General features: G+C 60.2%; 16 protein-coding genes. 5 read left to right on the forward strand and 11 right to left on the reverse strand.

The genetic code is table 11. The features are described from left to right. Positions 1-60 precede the first annotated feature (60 nt). The gene (locus GSQ93_RS21385) at positions 61-1167 is read right to left on the reverse strand and encodes an LLM class flavin-dependent oxidoreductase (RefSeq protein WP_216857651.1); all 1107 of its coding nucleotides are present in this window, start codon (positions 1165-1167) and stop codon (positions 61-63) included. 649 nt (positions 1168-1816) lie between these two features. Here GSQ93_RS21385 and GSQ93_RS21390 point away from each other — a divergent pair. From GSQ93_RS21390 to GSQ93_RS21405, 4 genes are all read left to right on the forward strand, one after another. Further along, a complete protein-coding gene (locus GSQ93_RS21390; protein ID WP_254073979.1) occupies positions 1817-2938 on the forward strand; it encodes a porin in 1122 nt (373 codons plus the stop codon). 104 nt (positions 2939-3042) lie between these two features. After that, positions 3043-4596: an ABC transporter substrate-binding protein gene (locus GSQ93_RS21395; protein ID WP_158937639.1), complete on the forward strand. Its 1554-nt coding sequence runs from the start codon at positions 3043-3045 to the stop codon at positions 4594-4596. A gap of 44 nt (positions 4597-4640) precedes the next feature. Continuing rightward, the gene (locus GSQ93_RS21400; RefSeq protein ID WP_158937640.1) at positions 4641-5357 is read left to right on the forward strand and encodes an SDR family oxidoreductase; all 717 of its coding nucleotides are present in this window, start codon (positions 4641-4643) and stop codon (positions 5355-5357) included. Positions 5358-5377: 20 nt separating this feature from the next. After that, on the forward strand, positions 5378-6616 hold the full coding sequence (locus GSQ93_RS21405) for a dienelactone hydrolase family protein (RefSeq protein ID WP_158937714.1): 1239 nt from the start codon (positions 5378-5380) through the stop codon (positions 6614-6616). Positions 6617-6670: 54 nt separating this feature from the next. On the opposite strand, the gene GSQ93_RS21410 is transcribed toward GSQ93_RS21405, so the two are convergent. From GSQ93_RS21410 to GSQ93_RS21440, 7 genes are read right to left on the reverse strand one after another with little or no spacing between them, the layout of a single operon-like run. Next, positions 6671-7414: an SDR family NAD(P)-dependent oxidoreductase gene (locus GSQ93_RS21410; protein ID WP_158937641.1), complete on the reverse strand. Its 744-nt coding sequence runs from the start codon at positions 7412-7414 to the stop codon at positions 6671-6673. Beyond that, on the reverse strand, positions 7411-8565 hold the full coding sequence (locus tag GSQ93_RS21415; RefSeq protein WP_158937642.1) for an amidase: 1155 nt from the start codon (positions 8563-8565) through the stop codon (positions 7411-7413). The genes GSQ93_RS21410 and GSQ93_RS21415 overlap by 4 nt, the downstream gene beginning before the upstream one ends. After that, complete coding sequence (locus tag GSQ93_RS21420) at positions 8562-9113, reverse strand: nuclear transport factor 2 family protein (protein WP_158937643.1); 552 nt, start codon at positions 9111-9113, stop codon at positions 8562-8564. The genes GSQ93_RS21415 and GSQ93_RS21420 overlap by 4 nt, the downstream gene beginning before the upstream one ends. Further along, positions 9110-9475 (reverse strand): hypothetical protein, encoded by a 366-nt coding sequence (locus GSQ93_RS21425; protein ID WP_158937644.1) that lies wholly within the window; start codon positions 9473-9475, stop codon positions 9110-9112. The genes GSQ93_RS21420 and GSQ93_RS21425 overlap by 4 nt, the downstream gene beginning before the upstream one ends. Positions 9476-9525: 50 nt before the next feature. Beyond that, positions 9526-9912 carry a tautomerase family protein gene (locus GSQ93_RS21430; RefSeq protein ID WP_158937645.1) on the reverse strand — a complete coding sequence of 129 codons (387 nt, stop codon included), beginning with the start codon at positions 9910-9912 and terminating at the stop codon, positions 9526-9528. Positions 9913-9918: 6 nt separating this feature from the next. Next, positions 9919-10416, reverse strand: a complete 498-nt coding sequence (locus GSQ93_RS21435; RefSeq protein WP_158937646.1) for an aromatic-ring-hydroxylating dioxygenase subunit beta — start codon at positions 10414-10416, stop codon at positions 9919-9921. Position 10417: 1 nt separating this feature from the next. Continuing rightward, the gene (locus tag GSQ93_RS21440; RefSeq protein ID WP_158937647.1) at positions 10418-11710 is read right to left on the reverse strand and encodes an aromatic ring-hydroxylating dioxygenase subunit alpha; all 1293 of its coding nucleotides are present in this window, start codon (positions 11708-11710) and stop codon (positions 10418-10420) included. 119 nt (positions 11711-11829) lie between these two features. On the opposite strand from GSQ93_RS21440, the gene GSQ93_RS21445 reads away from it, so the two are divergent. Next, positions 11830-12765, forward strand: a complete 936-nt coding sequence (locus tag GSQ93_RS21445; RefSeq protein ID WP_158937648.1) for a LysR family transcriptional regulator — start codon at positions 11830-11832, stop codon at positions 12763-12765. Here GSQ93_RS21445 and GSQ93_RS21450 read toward each other — a convergent pair. The 3 genes from GSQ93_RS21450 to GSQ93_RS21460 form a co-directional block, all read right to left on the reverse strand. Next, a complete protein-coding gene (locus tag GSQ93_RS21450) occupies positions 12762-13736 on the reverse strand; it encodes a PDR/VanB family oxidoreductase (RefSeq protein ID WP_158937649.1) in 975 nt (324 codons plus the stop codon). The genes GSQ93_RS21445 and GSQ93_RS21450 overlap by 4 nt on opposite strands. 287 nt (positions 13737-14023) lie before the next feature. Next, positions 14024-14299 (reverse strand): hypothetical protein, encoded by a 276-nt coding sequence (locus GSQ93_RS21455; protein ID WP_158937650.1) that lies wholly within the window; start codon positions 14297-14299, stop codon positions 14024-14026. A 181-nt stretch (positions 14300-14480) separates the two neighbouring features. Further along, positions 14481-15344: a LysR substrate-binding domain-containing protein gene (locus GSQ93_RS21460; RefSeq protein ID WP_158937651.1), complete on the reverse strand. Its 864-nt coding sequence runs from the start codon at positions 15342-15344 to the stop codon at positions 14481-14483. Between the last annotated feature and the right edge of the window lie 233 nt (positions 15345-15577).

Genomic DNA, 15577 nt, shown 5'->3' on the forward strand with positions numbered 1-15577 from the left:
GCTGTACTCGGATAAACCAAATAGCTTCAGATAACTCAAATCACTTCAATCACGAACAAGTCAGTCGATGTCGTTGCGCAAACCCGCTTCGCGCATCAGGGGCATGACTTGCTCGCAGAAAAAGGGCAGTTCATCGGCGTAATTCACGAAGGTCAGCGCGGCGCCCGCGAACCCGCTTTCGTGAATCTTGATGAGTTCATCGACTACATGAACCGGGGTGCCGACCAACGGGAAACTCCCGGTCCCGGCTGCAAAACGCTGCCGATACTCAGTGAACGCGCGGTCGTCGTGACTGTTGCTGAAGCCCTTCTTCTGCTTCATGTGATAGTCGAGCGCGGCTTCGTCGGTATATTCCACGGAATAGCGATGGTAGTAATCCTGCGCCTCTTGCGCAGTCTCGCGGCATACCACATGCGCCACCGTGTACACGCCTATATCGCGTCCTGCTGCTTGTCCACGCCCACGGATATCCGCGACATGTTCTCGGCCTGCGTCGAGTTCCGAAAACGTGGTGAAGAGGTAATCGCAATACTGTGCCGCGAAGTCGCGGCCCGGCGCACCGAACGCAGCGTTCATCGTGACCGGACGAGGCTTCTGCAACGGCACGGGCCGTGAAATAGCGCCCTTCAAGTGATAGAACTCGCCCTCGAAATCAAAGGGCTCGGCCGACGTGTAGAGCTTCATCAGAATCTCGGACCATTCCGCTGCCTGCTTGTAGGCCTCCGGATTCAGCTTCACGCCGAACATGTCGAACTCATCCGGGTTCCATCCACACACGATGTTCAGGCCCACGCGGCCGTGACTGATGTGGTCGATGGTTGCCAGCGCCTTTGCCGCATAAAGCGGGTGCACGAGCGGCACGTGAACCGTCGAAAACAACGCAATGCGACGCGTCACTGCGGCAAGCGCCGCGGCGAACGTGAAGGTCTCGAACGACCACTCGCGAACATGCGTGGTGCCGTTGAAACCACGCCATCGCGCGATGGGCAGGAAGAAGTCCATACCGCCTTCATCGGCCGCGATGGCGGCGCGCTGCACGTCGTCCCACGTCGCGCGCCATTGCTCGGGCACGGTGGTGAACGAGAGGCCACGATCCGCGTTGGCTGCAAAGACGCCGAGCTTGAACGCGTGAGCGAGCCGCATTGGATTCGCGGTGAGTTCGGTCAAGACGTGCTCCTTAAGATCGAAGACGATTATTGAAGAATACTGAATTCAGAAAATTCGCGTGTCAAGGACCGCGTGCAATGCGTTGTGCTTGTGCGAAAACCGATCGTCGTGGGGCACGCACGCTGCAAGAAAAGTTCGCCGCGGTGCAGCGATGTTTGTCGGTGTCCTTTCCTCGCATCAAAACCGGTCATGTCAGTCAGGGTAGCAAGGACGCGTGGTCTCAACAAGCGCGGTTTGAACGCGAAAGTGCCTTGAGCGCAGTGCTTCCGTCGAATCTACGCCACAATCGCGTCGCCTCGGCCGCTAATAAATGCCGCGTCCCTCATGTTCCGTTTCATACGGATTATGTCGCGAGGCGCGAACAACCTCGCTCTATCGACTGAGCATCTCAGCCCTTCTCGAACCTTCGCCCGAAAAACAATTTTGGCAAGTTCTTGACGTCCAATTTTTACTGAAATAATCTGAATTCAGAATGTTGATGACAGCACAAAACATTCACGCGCATTGACGCTGCCTTCCGTGGGATCCGCGCAGGGATCTGCGTGGCGCGGCGAGTTCTACCCGAAGTCCGAAGTGTGACGTCACTAACAAACGAAATCGCGACATCAAGAAATCTCGTCATCCACCCATGATCTTTAACGGAACCCAAGTGAAAACTCCTCTTATTGCTGCATCGCTCGCCGCGTTGTGCGCGAGCAGCTCTGTGTACGCTCAAAGCAGCGTGACGCTGTACGGGATCATTGACGAAGGTTTGACCTTCTCGAACAATCAGCTTGGCAACAAGTCGTATCAGATGCAAAGCGGTATTTCGCAGGGCAGCCGTTGGGGGCTTCAAGGTGCTGAGGATCTGGGGGGCGGCTTGTCGGCGATCTTCCGGCTTGAGAACGGATTCGACATCAACTCAGGCAAGCTGCTGCAGCAGGGCCGCGAATTCGGCCGTGCCGCTTACGTGGGTTTGTCGAGCAAGACGTTGGGAACGGTCACGCTCGGCCGTCAGAACGAAATGATGGGCGACTACGTGGGCCTGTACACCGCCAACGGCAACTGGGGCATCCTGTTCCCGCACCCGGGCGATCTGGACAACACCGGCATCGACTTTCGTATCAACAATGCTGTCCGATACACCTCGCCAGTCATCTCGGGCATCCAGGCCTCGGCGTTGTACGGATTCGGGAACGTGGCCGGCGCGACCAACCGCGACGCGGTCAAGTCGGTCGGCGTGAAATACGCGGGCGGCCCGGTCGCATTGGCGGCGGCGTACACATCGATCGATCATCCGGCCGAAGCCGTGCCCGAAGGCGTGTGGACGGCGACCAACGCGGTCGATGGCAACTATGGGCTGGCTGCGTCGAAGTACCAGTCGTTCGGTATCAGCGGACAGTACTCGTTCGGCAACGCAAAAATCAGCGCCGACTATACGAACACGAAATTCCTCGGATTGGACCCAACAGTCGGCGCCAACATCAGCGGCCATGTGTCGTTTAATATCTTTGAAGTCGTGGCGAGCTACTACGTGACGCCGTCGCTGCAGCTCGGCACCGGATACAGCTATACGGAAGGTCAGGTCTCGGCGACGTCGAAGAAGCCGAAGTATCACAACGTGGATGCCATCGTGGACTACTTCCTCTCGAAACGTACCGATACCTACTTGCAGGCCACGTACATGCACGCTGCGGGTGACGCCCAATACGCCGATCTCGCGCCGGTTTTGCAGCGGTCGAGCACGCCCAACCAGATTGAAGTGCGATTGGGGCTGCGCCATCGTTTCTGACCGTCAATAATTCATCTTCACGCGTGCTGCGAATCAAGTTGGTCAGGTCGCGGCACGCTTTCGTGCATCTTCATCCGGCGGGATGCCGGGACACAGGAGTACCGATGGACAGTTTCGAGATCGATGCGAAGCGCAGGCAATTGTTGTTGGGCTCGCTGGCCGCAGGGGCAGGCCTGATAGTGCCGTGGGACTTCGCGCGCGCGCAGGGCTCGGCAAGCGATGAGGTATTGAACATTGCGTACATCTCCGATGTGCCAACCTGGGACCCGACGGCAATCACGGTGCCGCAGGCGCAATCCATCTATGAGACCGTCTTCGATTCCCCGTTGCGCTACTCGCCCAATCTGAAACTGGAAGCGCGCCAGATCACGGCGTGGAAGTGGCAGGACAAGACCGACCAGCGGCTCGAAGTCACCTTGCGTGACGACATCCTGTTCCACGACGGCTCGAAACTCACGACCGTCGACCTGAAATACAGTCTTCACGATCGACCCTCCGCTGACAAGAAGCTGGCGGTCGGCGGCATGTTCCAGACGCTGAAGGACGTCGAGATCATTTCGCCTACGCGCGCTGTGCTGGTGTATGCCAAACCGACGCCGGCCGCGCCGATCTATCTCGCGTTCCTGGCGGGTTACATCGTGCCGAAGGCGTACATGGAGAAAGTCGGCACCGACGGCTTCCTGGCGAAGCCGATCGGCGCCGGACCCTACAAGCTGGTCGACTATCAGCGCGGTTCGCGCATCGTGCTCGAAGCCTTCGATAAATACTGGGGCGGTGTTCCGGCCATCAAGAACGTCACGTTCCAGATCACGACGGAACCGTCGGCGCGGGTAGCCGCAGTCGAGTCCGGCCGCGCGGGCGTGGCTGTGCAGATTCCATTGCGCGAGGCGCAGCGCCTGGCGAAGACGCCGGGCATCACGACGAAGATCTATCCGTACAGCGAGATCTACATGCTGCGCATGCCGAACTACGTCAAGCCGTTCGATGACGAAAACGTGCGCGCAGCCATGCATTACTCAATCGATACCGCCGCGCTGTCCAAAGCGTTCTACGGCGGCGCAGCCGTGCCGTTGTCAGTCACGGCCACGCCCGGTTCGCCGGCGGACGTGCCCGGTTTCAAGATCGGCTTTGATCCGCAACGCGCAATCGCGGCGCTCGCGAAGTCGGGGTACGGCCCGAACAAACCGGTGAAGGTGCCGTTCCTCACGACCAACGGCACGTTCCCGAGCGACTACGACATGGCGCGCGCGATCGCCGGTATGTGGCAACGCGTGGGCATCCAGGCCGACCTCACGCAAACCACCATGGCGAAGGTTATTGGCGAGATCCAGGCGACCAAGATGAGCGGCGTGCTGCTCTATAGCTGGGCCAATTCGACCGGCGACCCCGAGAACTACACGGGCCGCATTCTCGATCCGCGCCTGCGGTTTTCTGCGTGGAAAGATGACGCGCTGGCGCCACGCGTCGAAGCGCTAATGACCGAGGTCGATGAAGAAAAGCGCATGGCGGGGTATCGCGCGCTGAGTCAGGAGGCGTCGGAGAAATCGTGGGTCGTGCCCTTGCTGCAGGCGGTGACCACGATTGCGTATCGATCGAATATTGATGTGAAGACTTTCGATAGCGGCTATATCCTGCCGGTGGAATACAAGCGCAAGTAATGTGCGGTCTCTCGATTTGAGTCCCCTTAAACAAGGAGCATGCGATGCAGATTGAAGATTCCGTCGCCTTCGTGTCAGGCGCCAATCGTGGCGTGGGCGCGCGCTTTGTCACGAGCCTGCTCGAAGGCGGCGCGCGCAAGGTGTACGCCGCCGCGCGCGATTGCAGCGCCGTTTCAAAGGGCGACTCGCGGATCGTCCCGATCACGCTCGACATCACGGACCCCGCACAGGTGGCTCAAGCCGCGGCAACCGCAGGCGATGTCACGCTGCTGATCAACAACGCCGGGAGCAACCGGCTCGAGCGAGCCATTCTTCCCCGCGATGACACCGCTGCCCGCGCCGAAATGGAGGTGAACTACTTCGGCACGCTCGGCATGTGCCGCGCGTTCACGCCCGCGTTGATCGCCAATGGCGGCGCGGTCGTGAACATGCTGTCGATTCTCGCGCGCGTCGGGTTACCGATGATGGGCTCGTTGTGTGCGTCGAAGGCGGCGGCGTTGCGCATGACGGAATGCCTGCGTGCCGAACTCGCGGAACATCATGTGCGTGTGCTCGGCGTGCTGCCCGGCGCGATCGATACCGACATGAGCCGCGACTTTCCGCCGCCCAAACTGTCGGTCACCGAAGTGGTCGACGCCGTGTTCGCCGCGCTCGCGAATGGTCCCGACGAGGTGTATGTTGGCGCGATGGCGCAAGGCGTCAGCGCGGGTCTCGCGGCCGATCGCGATGCGGTCCAGAAGCAGTTCGCGGGTTATCTTTGAACATCGACGGAGGAGAGATGATGAGCGGTCAGACAATACAGGTGACAGCGTACGACGGCGGCAAGTTCTCGGCGTATCTCGCGAAGCCGGCGCAAGGGTCGGGTCCTGGGCTCGTGTTGCTGCAGGAGATTTTTGGCATCAACGGGTACATGAAATCGATGGCCGACCGCTATGCCGAGGAAGGCTACGTCGTGCTCGTTCCCGATTTATTCTGGCGCATGAAGCCGGGTGTGGAACTCGGCTACGGCGAAGCAGATTTCAAGGAAGCCCTCGGCTATAACGAAAGGCTCGACGAAGAGAACGCGGTCAACGATATTGCCGCGACCATCGCCGCGATTCGTGCATTGCCCGAGCAGGCTGGCAAGGTCGGCACGATCGGCTATTGCCTGGGCGGCCGTCTTGCGATGCTCGCAGCCGCACGCACCGACGTGGATTGCGCGGTGAGTTACTACGGCGTGGGACTCGATGCCTACCTGAGCAAGATCCCGGCGATTCACTGTCCGATGATCTTCCACTTCGCCGAGAACGACGTGATGACGCCGACGGCATCGCGTGAAAAGATCATCGCGGCGCTGAAGGAAAAACCGTCGATTGAAACCTACGTGTATCCGGGTTGCGATCACGCATTCGCCACGCCCGAGCGCGAACACTTTGACAAGCCCGCAGCCATGATGGCGTACTCGCGGACCATGACGTTGCTGCGTAAAGTGCTCGGTCCCGTGTACGACCTGAACCAGCTTTGGGAGATGCATTGCTACTACGAATTCGGCACGCGTGACGTCAACGCCGTCATGCCGACCATGGTGGCGCAGCCCTACGTCAACCATGTTCCGACGATGACCGGCGGTGTCGGCCATGACCAGCTCAAGCGTTTCTACAAGTACCATTTCGTCGATTCGAATCCTGCCGACACGCGCCTGATTCCAGTGTCACGCACGATTGGCTCGGATCGCGTGGTCGACGAGTTCGTGTTCTGCGCGACGCATGATCGGGAAATCGACTGGTTGTTGCCGGGGCTCAAGCCGACAGGAAAATACTTCGAAGTGCCCATGCTCGCGGTCATCTGTTTTCGCGGCGACAAGCTGTACAACGAGCATATCTATTGGGACCAGGCTTCAGTGCTGGTGCAGATCGGCGCGCTCGATCCCACAGGCTTGCCGGTCGCGGGCATTCAGACGGCCAAGAAAATGGTCGATGAAACCTTGCCGACAAATACGTTGATGCCGAACTGGGCATCGAGTGAAGGCAAGCCGGTTTAATGTGGCAAAGGCGATGGGATCACGCGGTTCCGTCGCCTTTTAAAAGCACAACCCTCAGCGCATGAACAAGCCGCCGTTCACATCCCAGCATGCTCCGTTCGCGAAGTAAGCATTCTCCGCGGCGAGCATGACGGCGACATCGGCGACGTAATCGGCCGAGCCAAGACGTCCGCCTGGAATGCTCGCGATGACCGCGTTCAACTTGTCAGCGGGCACGCTTTCGTGAACGATGGGCAAGTCTATCGGGCCGGGAGAAATGGCGTTGACCGTGACGCCGCGCGAGGCGAGGTCACGCGCGAACACCTTGGTGAGCGTAATGACGCCACCCTTAGATGCCGCGTAGTGCGCACCCGTTGCCGAGCCGCCATTCTGCCCCGCGAGCGATGCAATATTAACGATGCGCCCGGCGCCTGCATCGGCGAAATGCTGGCCGAAAACCTGGCAGCCGAACAACACGCTGCGCAGATTCACATGGATGACCTGATCGAATTGCTCCGCCGTGATTTCCATCACCGGCACGACCTTCGACGCGCCCGCGTTGTTGACCAAAACATCGATGCGTTGCCACTTGTTGAGGATCGCATCGCGCGCGGCGGTGAAATCATCCTTCGATGTCACGTCGAGATTCAATGCAAACGCCGTCGAGCGATCGGCGCTGAGTTCGCTTGCCAGTTCCTGCGCGGCGTTGAGCGCAATGTCACCGATCGCCACGCGATATCCCGCAGCGTGAAAGCGCCGCGCAATCACTGCGCCGAGACCTCGCGCCGCACCAGTCACTAGCACTACCCTGTCCGTCATGCCGTCTCCGATGATTGAGCGAACGCTCCTTCAAAACAAGCTTCAAAGCACGTAGCGATAGCGCAAACGAGTTCGTCCGCGCCCTTGCGTCCGACGATCTGCAAACCGGCTCGCAGAGGCGAACCTGCAATCGGCAAGGGCAGGCTAAGCGCCGGATGACCGCTGAGATTAAACGGCCGGATCAACGACGACATCGCGATCACCGACGTACCGTTCCTCGCCGCCTCAAGCGTGATCGGTAGCGCCGGCAGTGTCGGCAGCACGATGACATCGACGCTTTGCAATGCATGATCGACCTCGGCGGTAAAGCGTGCGCGTACCGATTCCGCGACGGCAAGATCAGCCGCTGTTGTCTTCGACGCCACCCGCAGGCGTGCATCCAGATCCGCACCGAGCTTGCCCGTCTCGAGCAGATGCCCGAACGCGGCCCACGTCTCGGCGTTGATCACGGTCAGGCCCGCGTCGAACGCGGCGCGCAAGTTAAGTAACTCGATGCTCTGCGATGCGAAGCCCGCAAGCGAGGGCGCATTCGTCACGGCGTCGCTGATCTCGCGGCTTGCATCGGCTGACACCACGCCGATCCTGAGCGAAGACGGCAACGTATTCGCCACGCCTTCATCGAAGCCAGGTGTGATGGCAGCCATCACATCGATCAGCGTCTGCATGTCGCGTGCGAACGGTCCAACGCAATCGAGCGTGCTCCGTGCCGGCGCAACGCCGCGTCGCGATACGCGACCGAACGTCGGCTTCATACCGATCACGCCGCAGCAAGCAGCAGGACCGCGCACCGAGCCGCCGGTGTCGGTGCCGAGCGCCGCGTTCGACAGATGCAGCCCGACCGCCGCCGCTGACCCGCTCGACGAGCCGCCAGGAATACGCGTTTCGTCCTGCGGATTCTCGGGCGTGCCGGTGTAGTCGTTGATCCCGGTCATGCCGAACGCCAGCTCGTGCATGTTGGTCTTGCCGACCACGCGCCATCCTTGCGCGAGCAGACGGTCCACCACCTCAGCATGACTTTGCGCGGGCGGTGCGTCCAGCAGCGCGCGGCTTGCCGCCGTAGTCGGATAACCCGCAACGTCGATCGTGTCCTTGAGCGCAATGCTCGGGCCGTCGGCGTCGCCAAGCGTAAATTCACTGATGAATTCGTTCATGACCTAAGATTGCCTGAAGGCGCCGAAGAGGGATGAACCTGCCAGGGCGCATTGAACAGGCGCTGCGTACGGAAATGCCTGATGAGCCAGCGCTCGCCATCGGCGGCCGGCACGAAATCCACTTCAAGTTTCGCCGATACCAGCTCGGCCCCGCCTTCCACATAGCCCGATGCCTGCAACATGATCCAGCGCCCTGTGGCATGCATCGCGGCGGCATCGACATCGATCGTCTCCGATGTCATGAAGTGCGTGTTCACAGTGAAATGCGGCGTGGGCGGCAGATAGCGCGCAAGCATCGCGACGATCGCTTTTCGGCCGGTGAGTGCGCCGAACTTCGCTGCGTACTCCGGGCCGATGCCTTGCCATATGGCATCGTCGCTGAACAGCTCGGCGAGCGTCTCGGACGGTTGGCCACCCGATGGAACGTCGCAGAGCGCCATGTATCGCATCATGGTCCGGCGTACCGCCCGCTCGGCTTCGAGCACGGCGAGCCGCGCTGTTAGAGCGGCGAGCGTCTCGTTTATCAGCTCGTTCGACGGTTCGTTCATGTCGGGTTCGGCACGGTCAGTGCCCGGCCTATGCGGGCTTCGATCTTGCCGTAGCGCCACAGGTTGTATTCGCCCACGGGGGTGGTTCGGTACAGGTTGCAGACGGCGGCGGCAGTGTCGAAGCTGTCGACATCGGCCATGATGTAGAAGGTCCACGGCGCACCGTCAGCCTGACCCACAACCACGCGGTCGTCGTCCATGATGCCAAGGACCTTGACGCCTTCCATAGCCTCGATGCTCTTCAGCATCACGCCATACGCTTGCCAGACCGTGCCGATCTGCTCGCGCGGAAGGTCGAAGAAATTCTGCGTCACGCCGCAGCAAAACAGGACGCGCAGAGGCAACGATACGGTGTCCACCATGGTGGATCTCTCCTGAAATTTTTATCGGACCGCCAGTGTAGCGAGCGCGGTCAGCGCCCGAGTGCCTTCGCTGTCGTGCCCGCAATGCCGAAGTCGGTGTTCGGTATGTCCTTGATCATCACGCGGATCGCTGCCAGCGGCGCGTCCAGTGTTTCGGCACATGTGCGGCTTAACGCGGCGATCAATGCCACCTTCTGCTGCTCCGTGCGCCCCGCAATCAGAATGGCGAGGATCACGGGCAGCGACGGTGAGGCACCGTCCGCCGCTGTCTTGCCGCCTATGCCGAAGTTCGTGCTGGGCAACTCGTTGATCAGCAGGCGAACCGATTCAGCCGGCGCGCCGATGGAGTCGACGGTCGCGGTCGTCAGCGCAGCGATCAACCCAGCCTTGACGGCCGGCGTGTGACCTTCGGGAAGAAATACTTCGAGCGTTGGCATGGTGAGTTAGAGCAGGAAACCGATCGCGTTGAGCGCGTCGGTGGAATCGATCAGCCTCACGACTTTCTGCACGATGCGCGGCTCACCGTCGGACAGATCGATGCGATGCTCCACGTCGGCCGCGAACAGCGTACTGACGCCGCGCTTGTACGCGACGATCACTTGCGCGCTGCGTACGTCGACCGTGTCGGCCGAGTCACTTGACATCGTGAAGCGCGATACGGTGCGTACCGTGCGTGCTGCATCTGTGACGCTCGGTGAGTAGCCAGAACTCAGCCGCTGCACGCGCAACGTGCGCATCGCGTCATCGTCGTAGGCGTAGTTCAGCGTTGCGGCAAAGTCGGTCGCAAGCGGATCGATGGGCACCACGTAGAACCCCTTGGGTGACCAGAGCTCAAGCCACGCACGATAATCCTTTCGGTCCAGAATCTCGGCTTCACGCCAGATGAATTGCACGGCTTTCGCGAACACGGGCTGCGTGAGAAGGGCGTTGGTATCGTCCATGTTATTGCTGCTCCATCATCTCGCGCCATTTCGCGTAGGCGGCGCGCATGCCGGTTTCGTCGGTGGCGTGGGCCGTTTTCTCGCCGTTCGCCGCCGTGGTTTCGCGGTTCAATCCGCGATTGACGAGGATCGGTACGTCGGGCCCCGCATGCGAGCCGCGCTGCACACGCTCCCACGCTTCGGCGTCGTCGGGGCTGCCAAAACCGAATGGACCCTGGAAATGTTCATGCACGCGCAAGCGGGCGCGGTTGGCTTCCTCGGGACCGCCGTCCATGCCGAGCGCCACATGACGGATCTCGGTTTCCTCGACGGAAATGGGTCGCAGCACGCGGAAAAATGCCATCGACAACGCCAGGTTCGGGAACAGGTTCAGGTTGAAGCCGACGCCCATCAGCGAGCGAACGATTCGCCTCACCTGATCCGGCGGATAGTCCTTGGCCAAAGACTCTGCCAGGGCTTCGTAACGCGCCGGAATCGGGGCACCGTTGTCTTCGTCCAGGTCAACAATCTCAGGGACCAGAACGGCAAGGCTATGGCCGTTGCCCAACGAGCGGCAAAACGCTTTGTCGCTGGTCATGAAGCTGGTGATGGCGGCAGCGGTTTCGTCGTCGATGGTCTTCATCCACGACTTGTGGACAACGGGGAAGTGATACAGGTCGGTCGTGTTTTCGAGCTGGATCTTCCAGTTGCCCTTGAACTTGAACTTGTGTTCGCCGTTCGCCTTGACCGGAAATCCCGCGCCCTGTTTCATGAACAAGTCGATCCACGGTTTCGCTCCGCCGAGAAAATCCTCCAGCGGTTCAATCGACTGATCGAAGCTCGCGAAAATCAGGCCCTGGTAGATACCGACGCGCAGGCTCCTCAGCGGCAGCTCGGTCTTATCGACAATACCCTCGTAACCATCGCCATACGGCAGCGCGCGCAGTGCGCCGTCGAGTCCGTACGTCCAGCTGTGATACGGGCAGGTGAAGCCGCGCGCGTTGCCTTTGTGCTGCTCGCAGACAGTCGCGCCGCGATGGCGGCAACGGTTCTCGAGCACATTGATTTCGCCGGTCTTGTCACGGACCACGATCACCGGTTGGCGCCCGATCGTCGTCGTCCGAAAGTCGCCCTGTTTCGGCAGTTCGCTTTCATGTGCGACCCAGACCCACGTCTTGTAGAAGATGCGTTCGAGTTCCGCTTCGAAGATCGCCGGATCGTTGTAAAGCGACGGCGAAACGCGGTCAGCTTCCGCGCGTTTGTAGAGCGCGCTCGTGTCGATGGCCTGATAGGCCGTTGGGGGGAAATCGCTCATCGATGACCTGAGTAAAGTGGGGAGGGCAGTGCCGCTAGTTATGGATTGAAGTGTCGGCCGCCGGTGTCCATAGGTCAAATTCATCTAAAATCGGTAGGTTCATCAATCTGGCAAATATCATGACCTCCATCGATCATGTCGACCTGAACCTGCTGCGCGTCTTCAACGCGATCATTGAAGAGCGCAGCTTGACGCGGGCGGGGCAGCGGCTGGCGTTGTCGCAGCCGGCGGTCAGCTATTCGCTCGGCCGCCTGCGTACGCTTTTCGATGACCCGCTTTTTATCCGCACGCGTGTCGGCATGCAGCCGACGCCCATCGCGCTCGAACTGGCCGCTATCGTGGCGCGGGCGCTGGATACGGTGCGCGAAGCACTGCGTTATGCGGAACGGTTCGATCCGGCCATCAGTACGCGGACCTTCAGATTGTCGTTATCGGATGCGGGGGAATTGGCGTATCTGCCGCCGATCTGCGCGGCATTGCAGCGGCTTGCGCCGCGCGTGAAGCTGCGGATCGAGCCGACGCCCGTGCAGGAGATTGAAGAAGCGCTGAGAGTAAGCCGGCTCGATTTCGCGATCGGCAATTTGCCGGAACTCACGGCGCGAACGCGCCATCGGCTTTTATTCGATGAGACTTATGTCTGCATGACGCGTAAGCGCCCCGGCTTGCCGCGCGGCGCGCAAATCGATCTGGCCGCGTTCACCCAAGCGCCGCACGTGCAGGTCTTGTCGGTCGAGCACAGCCATCACGCACTGGAAGATGCGTTCCGCTCGCAAGGCGTTGGGCGCAATACGCTGCTGGAGTTGCCGCACTTCGTCGCGTTGCCCAGCGTGCTCGGCGTCACGGATTACTACGCGACTCTGCCGCGCCGGCTGGCCCAGATCTTTAACCGCGATGGCCGCTTCCAGATCTACGAACTGCCGGTGCAGTTGCCCGGCGCGACCGTCACGATGCATTGGCACGAAAACTTCGACAACGACGAAGGCAACGTCTGGCTTCGTGAACTGCTGACCGAGCGCGTGCAGACCTTCGATCAGTTTCCGCAGGCGGACGCCTAGAGGTCGAGGACCAGCACGGGAGACCGCGAGCGCGATACGCAGCAGCAAATGACCGCGCCGCTCGCGCGTTCCGATTTGCTCAGGCAATGATCACGATGTTCCGGCTCGCCGCTGACGACATCGACCATGCAGGTGCCGCAGACACCTTCGCCACACGATGTATCGACAAGGATGTCGATGGACGCGAGCGCTGCCACTATCGACGTGCCCTTGTTCACTCGCACCCTGGACCCCGTGCTGGCGATTTCCACGTCGAAGAAATCGAGAGTGGACGCTGCGGCGGTGGTCGTAGCGGGATCGGCGGCGAACCGTTCGAGATGGATTGATTCAGCGGGGACATGTTGTTCTGCCACGTTCACCACGCAATCCATGAACGCGCCAGGGCCGCATGTGTAGACGTGGGCATTGCTTTCGATGCCTACGAGACACGCCGCGACTTCTGCATCCACTCGATCCGGCTCGACGCCACAATGAAGCGCCACGTGATCGGCGAATGGCGGCTGCGAGAGCAACGGGATGAATGCCGCACTGGCCCGGTCGCGAACAAAATAGTGCAGCTTGAACGACGCATTCTGGTGAACCAGGCGATACGCCATGCTGAGTAGCGGCGTAATGCCGATCCCGGCTGCGATCAGGATATGTTCGGTGGCCGTTGCGTCGAGCCGAAACAGATTGCGCGGCGGCCCTATCGTCAGCCGTGTGCCGGCTGCCACGTGGTCGTGCAACGAACGCGATCCTCCACGCGACGCGTTTTCGCGCTTGACCGCGAAAACATGCTGCTCTCTTAGATCCGGGTCACCGCACAACGAATATTGCCGCGTGACGCCGGACGGACTGGTTACGTCGATGTGAGCGCCGGGCTCGTAAGCGTCGAGCGGCGCGCCGTCGACGCGCGAGATGGCATAGGAGCGAATGCCGGGGGCTTCGTCGCGCACAGCATCGACGCAGACGGTAATGACGGAAGAATTCATGGCTTGTTTTGGGGGCTGTTTTTACGATTGAAGCGCGCAACGGCATCAGGGGATTGGGCCGGAGGGCGATGTAATGGAAAATACAGGCAGATCCCAGATAGGCCAAATCGATAATAAATCGATAGTGATATCAGCCAAGCTTATTCTGCATGCGACGGCAGACGTACAAAAGCCGAAGCCCGGAAGAACTCGCGTTCTTCCGGGCTTCGGCTTTTGCACTCTTCGGCGTTACGACGGAGCGGATGTTGATCGAATGACTGATCGCTCCGGGTCGTAGAGCCTTGGAATTAGTTGTGCGAGTAAAGCGACTTTTCGTTGCTCAGATTCACGCGGCTGCCCGATTGCGATTGCGTGTCTTGCACGCCGCCGTACGACGTTGAGTTTGCGTTAGCTTGCGCTTGTTCCGCTGCAACGGTTTGTGCGCTTTGGCCGCGTTGCGATGCCGGTGCGCCGACCGTCGGGTTGTACGACGGTGCCGGGCCGTAACCGCTGCTGGCGAATGCGGGGGCAGCCAAAGCTGCGGAAGCGGCGACCAATACTGCGGCGATAAGATTCTTGTTCATGATGTGCTCCGATTTGCATGAGTGTTAAGGGGCGCAGCGGCTTGTTTTTTCTGCTCACTGCGTCGATGAAATGCAGTGTATACCCTTACTATCGAAGTATTGTATCGATAGCATGCAATTAACTTTTCGGAATCTGCTAATAATGAGATAGAGGTTTTGGGGGCCATCTGGCCTGAGGAATCTAATCGTGCAAGGTCTCGATAATCGCCGCCGTGATTCCCGTCCGCCCGTACGAAGCCCTCTCGACCATCCCTACCGTGCGAACAATTGCGGGCTGCGCAATCGAAATCAAGCGCAGGGAGGGGTCCGTCTGCCATCCCGCCCGATGCAACTGCGGCAGCACCGTCACCCCAACGTTCTTCCTCACCAGCGCCACGATCGTCTCGATGGAGTTCAGCTCCAGATACTCGATCACCTCCAGCCCAAGCGTCGTCAGCGCCTGATCGACGACCACGCCCGTGCGCACGCGCCGGTCGAAACGTAAAAATCCATGCGACGCCAAAATCCGGCGCGGGTCCGTATCGGTGATCTCGTGACTGACGATCAGCATCAGCGGCTCCGTGTAGAGCGGCGTCCATTTGAGCGTCTCAGGCAGGGTCTGGTCGGGACGCGCCACGACCGCCGCAATGTCGACCTCTCCCTGCTCCACCATGACTGTCAGCTCGTCCGAACGGGCGGACAGGAGTCTGACGTCCAATCCGGGGTGAGCCGTCTTTAGGCGGGCGACGCCCAGTGAGAGCGCTTGAATGACTGATACCACGGCGCCAATCGCCACCGGCCCTTGCATCGATCCGGCCGGCGTAGCCTCAAGTTCGTCGAGCAGATCCAGTATCTGCTCAACCTTCGGCCGGATCTCATGCCCCTGTCGGCTCAGCGTAATCTGCCTCGCACTGCGGTCAAAAAGCTGCCTGCCAAGCGCTTGCTCCAGCCCACGCATCTGCAAGCTGACTGCGGCCTGGGTGAGCGCGACTTTGTCTGCCGCGGCCGCGAACGATCCCGTCCGCGCCACTGCCCGGAACGTCTTCAGCATTCGAATTGTCGGCATAAATTAGTGACATGAGTCATTCAAGGAAAAGTTAAGCATCAAAAAGAAAGTTTAATATTTCCTGATGCATTTAGGCCGACATAATTACTTCATTGAAAGTTTTGGCGACGGGCGACCGCCGGGTGGTAGACACCGACGCCGACACAGACTTAAAGGCACCGGCTAGCCGCCTGTTTTTCCCCGCAGCGGAGTATTGAATTTGTCGACGTTAAGCAAGCTGCCTCTGAACAAAC

This window comes from Burkholderia sp. S171 (assembly GCF_009766085.1).
Taxonomy (GTDB): Bacteria; Pseudomonadota; Gammaproteobacteria; order Burkholderiales; family Burkholderiaceae; genus Caballeronia.

Excerpts from the sequence above, each read along its gene's own strand:
- GSQ93_RS21395 (WP_158937639.1), top strand. The coding sequence starts at position 3,043 with ATGGACAGTTTCGAGATCGATGCGAAGCGCAGGCAATTGTTGTTGGGC.
- GSQ93_RS21400 (WP_158937640.1), top strand. The coding sequence starts at position 4,641 with ATGCAGATTGAAGATTCCGTCGCCTTCGTGTCAGGCGCCAATCGTGGC.
- GSQ93_RS21405 (WP_158937714.1), top strand. The coding sequence starts at position 5,378 with ATGAGCGGTCAGACAATACAGGTGACAGCGTACGACGGCGGCAAGTTC.
- GSQ93_RS21410 (WP_158937641.1), bottom strand. The coding sequence starts at position 7,414 with ATGACGGACAGGGTAGTGCTAGTGACTGGTGCGGCGCGAGGTCTCGGC.
- GSQ93_RS21415 (WP_158937642.1), bottom strand. The coding sequence starts at position 8,565 with ATGAACGAATTCATCAGTGAATTTACGCTTGGCGACGCCGACGGCCCG.
- GSQ93_RS21420 (WP_158937643.1), bottom strand. The coding sequence starts at position 9,113 with ATGAACGAACCGTCGAACGAGCTGATAAACGAGACGCTCGCCGCTCTA.
- GSQ93_RS21425 (WP_158937644.1), bottom strand. The coding sequence starts at position 9,475 with ATGGTGGACACCGTATCGTTGCCTCTGCGCGTCCTGTTTTGCTGCGGC.
- GSQ93_RS21430 (WP_158937645.1), bottom strand. The coding sequence starts at position 9,912 with ATGCCAACGCTCGAAGTATTTCTTCCCGAAGGTCACACGCCGGCCGTC.
- GSQ93_RS21435 (WP_158937646.1), bottom strand. The coding sequence starts at position 10,416 with ATGGACGATACCAACGCCCTTCTCACGCAGCCCGTGTTCGCGAAAGCC.
- GSQ93_RS21440 (WP_158937647.1), bottom strand. The coding sequence starts at position 11,710 with ATGAGCGATTTCCCCCCAACGGCCTATCAGGCCATCGACACGAGCGCG.
- GSQ93_RS21445 (WP_158937648.1), top strand. The coding sequence starts at position 11,830 with ATGACCTCCATCGATCATGTCGACCTGAACCTGCTGCGCGTCTTCAAC.
- GSQ93_RS21450 (WP_158937649.1), bottom strand. The coding sequence starts at position 13,736 with ATGAATTCTTCCGTCATTACCGTCTGCGTCGATGCTGTGCGCGACGAA.
- GSQ93_RS21455 (WP_158937650.1), bottom strand. The coding sequence starts at position 14,299 with ATGAACAAGAATCTTATCGCCGCAGTATTGGTCGCCGCTTCCGCAGCT.
- GSQ93_RS21460 (WP_158937651.1), bottom strand. The coding sequence starts at position 15,344 with ATGCCGACAATTCGAATGCTGAAGACGTTCCGGGCAGTGGCGCGGACG.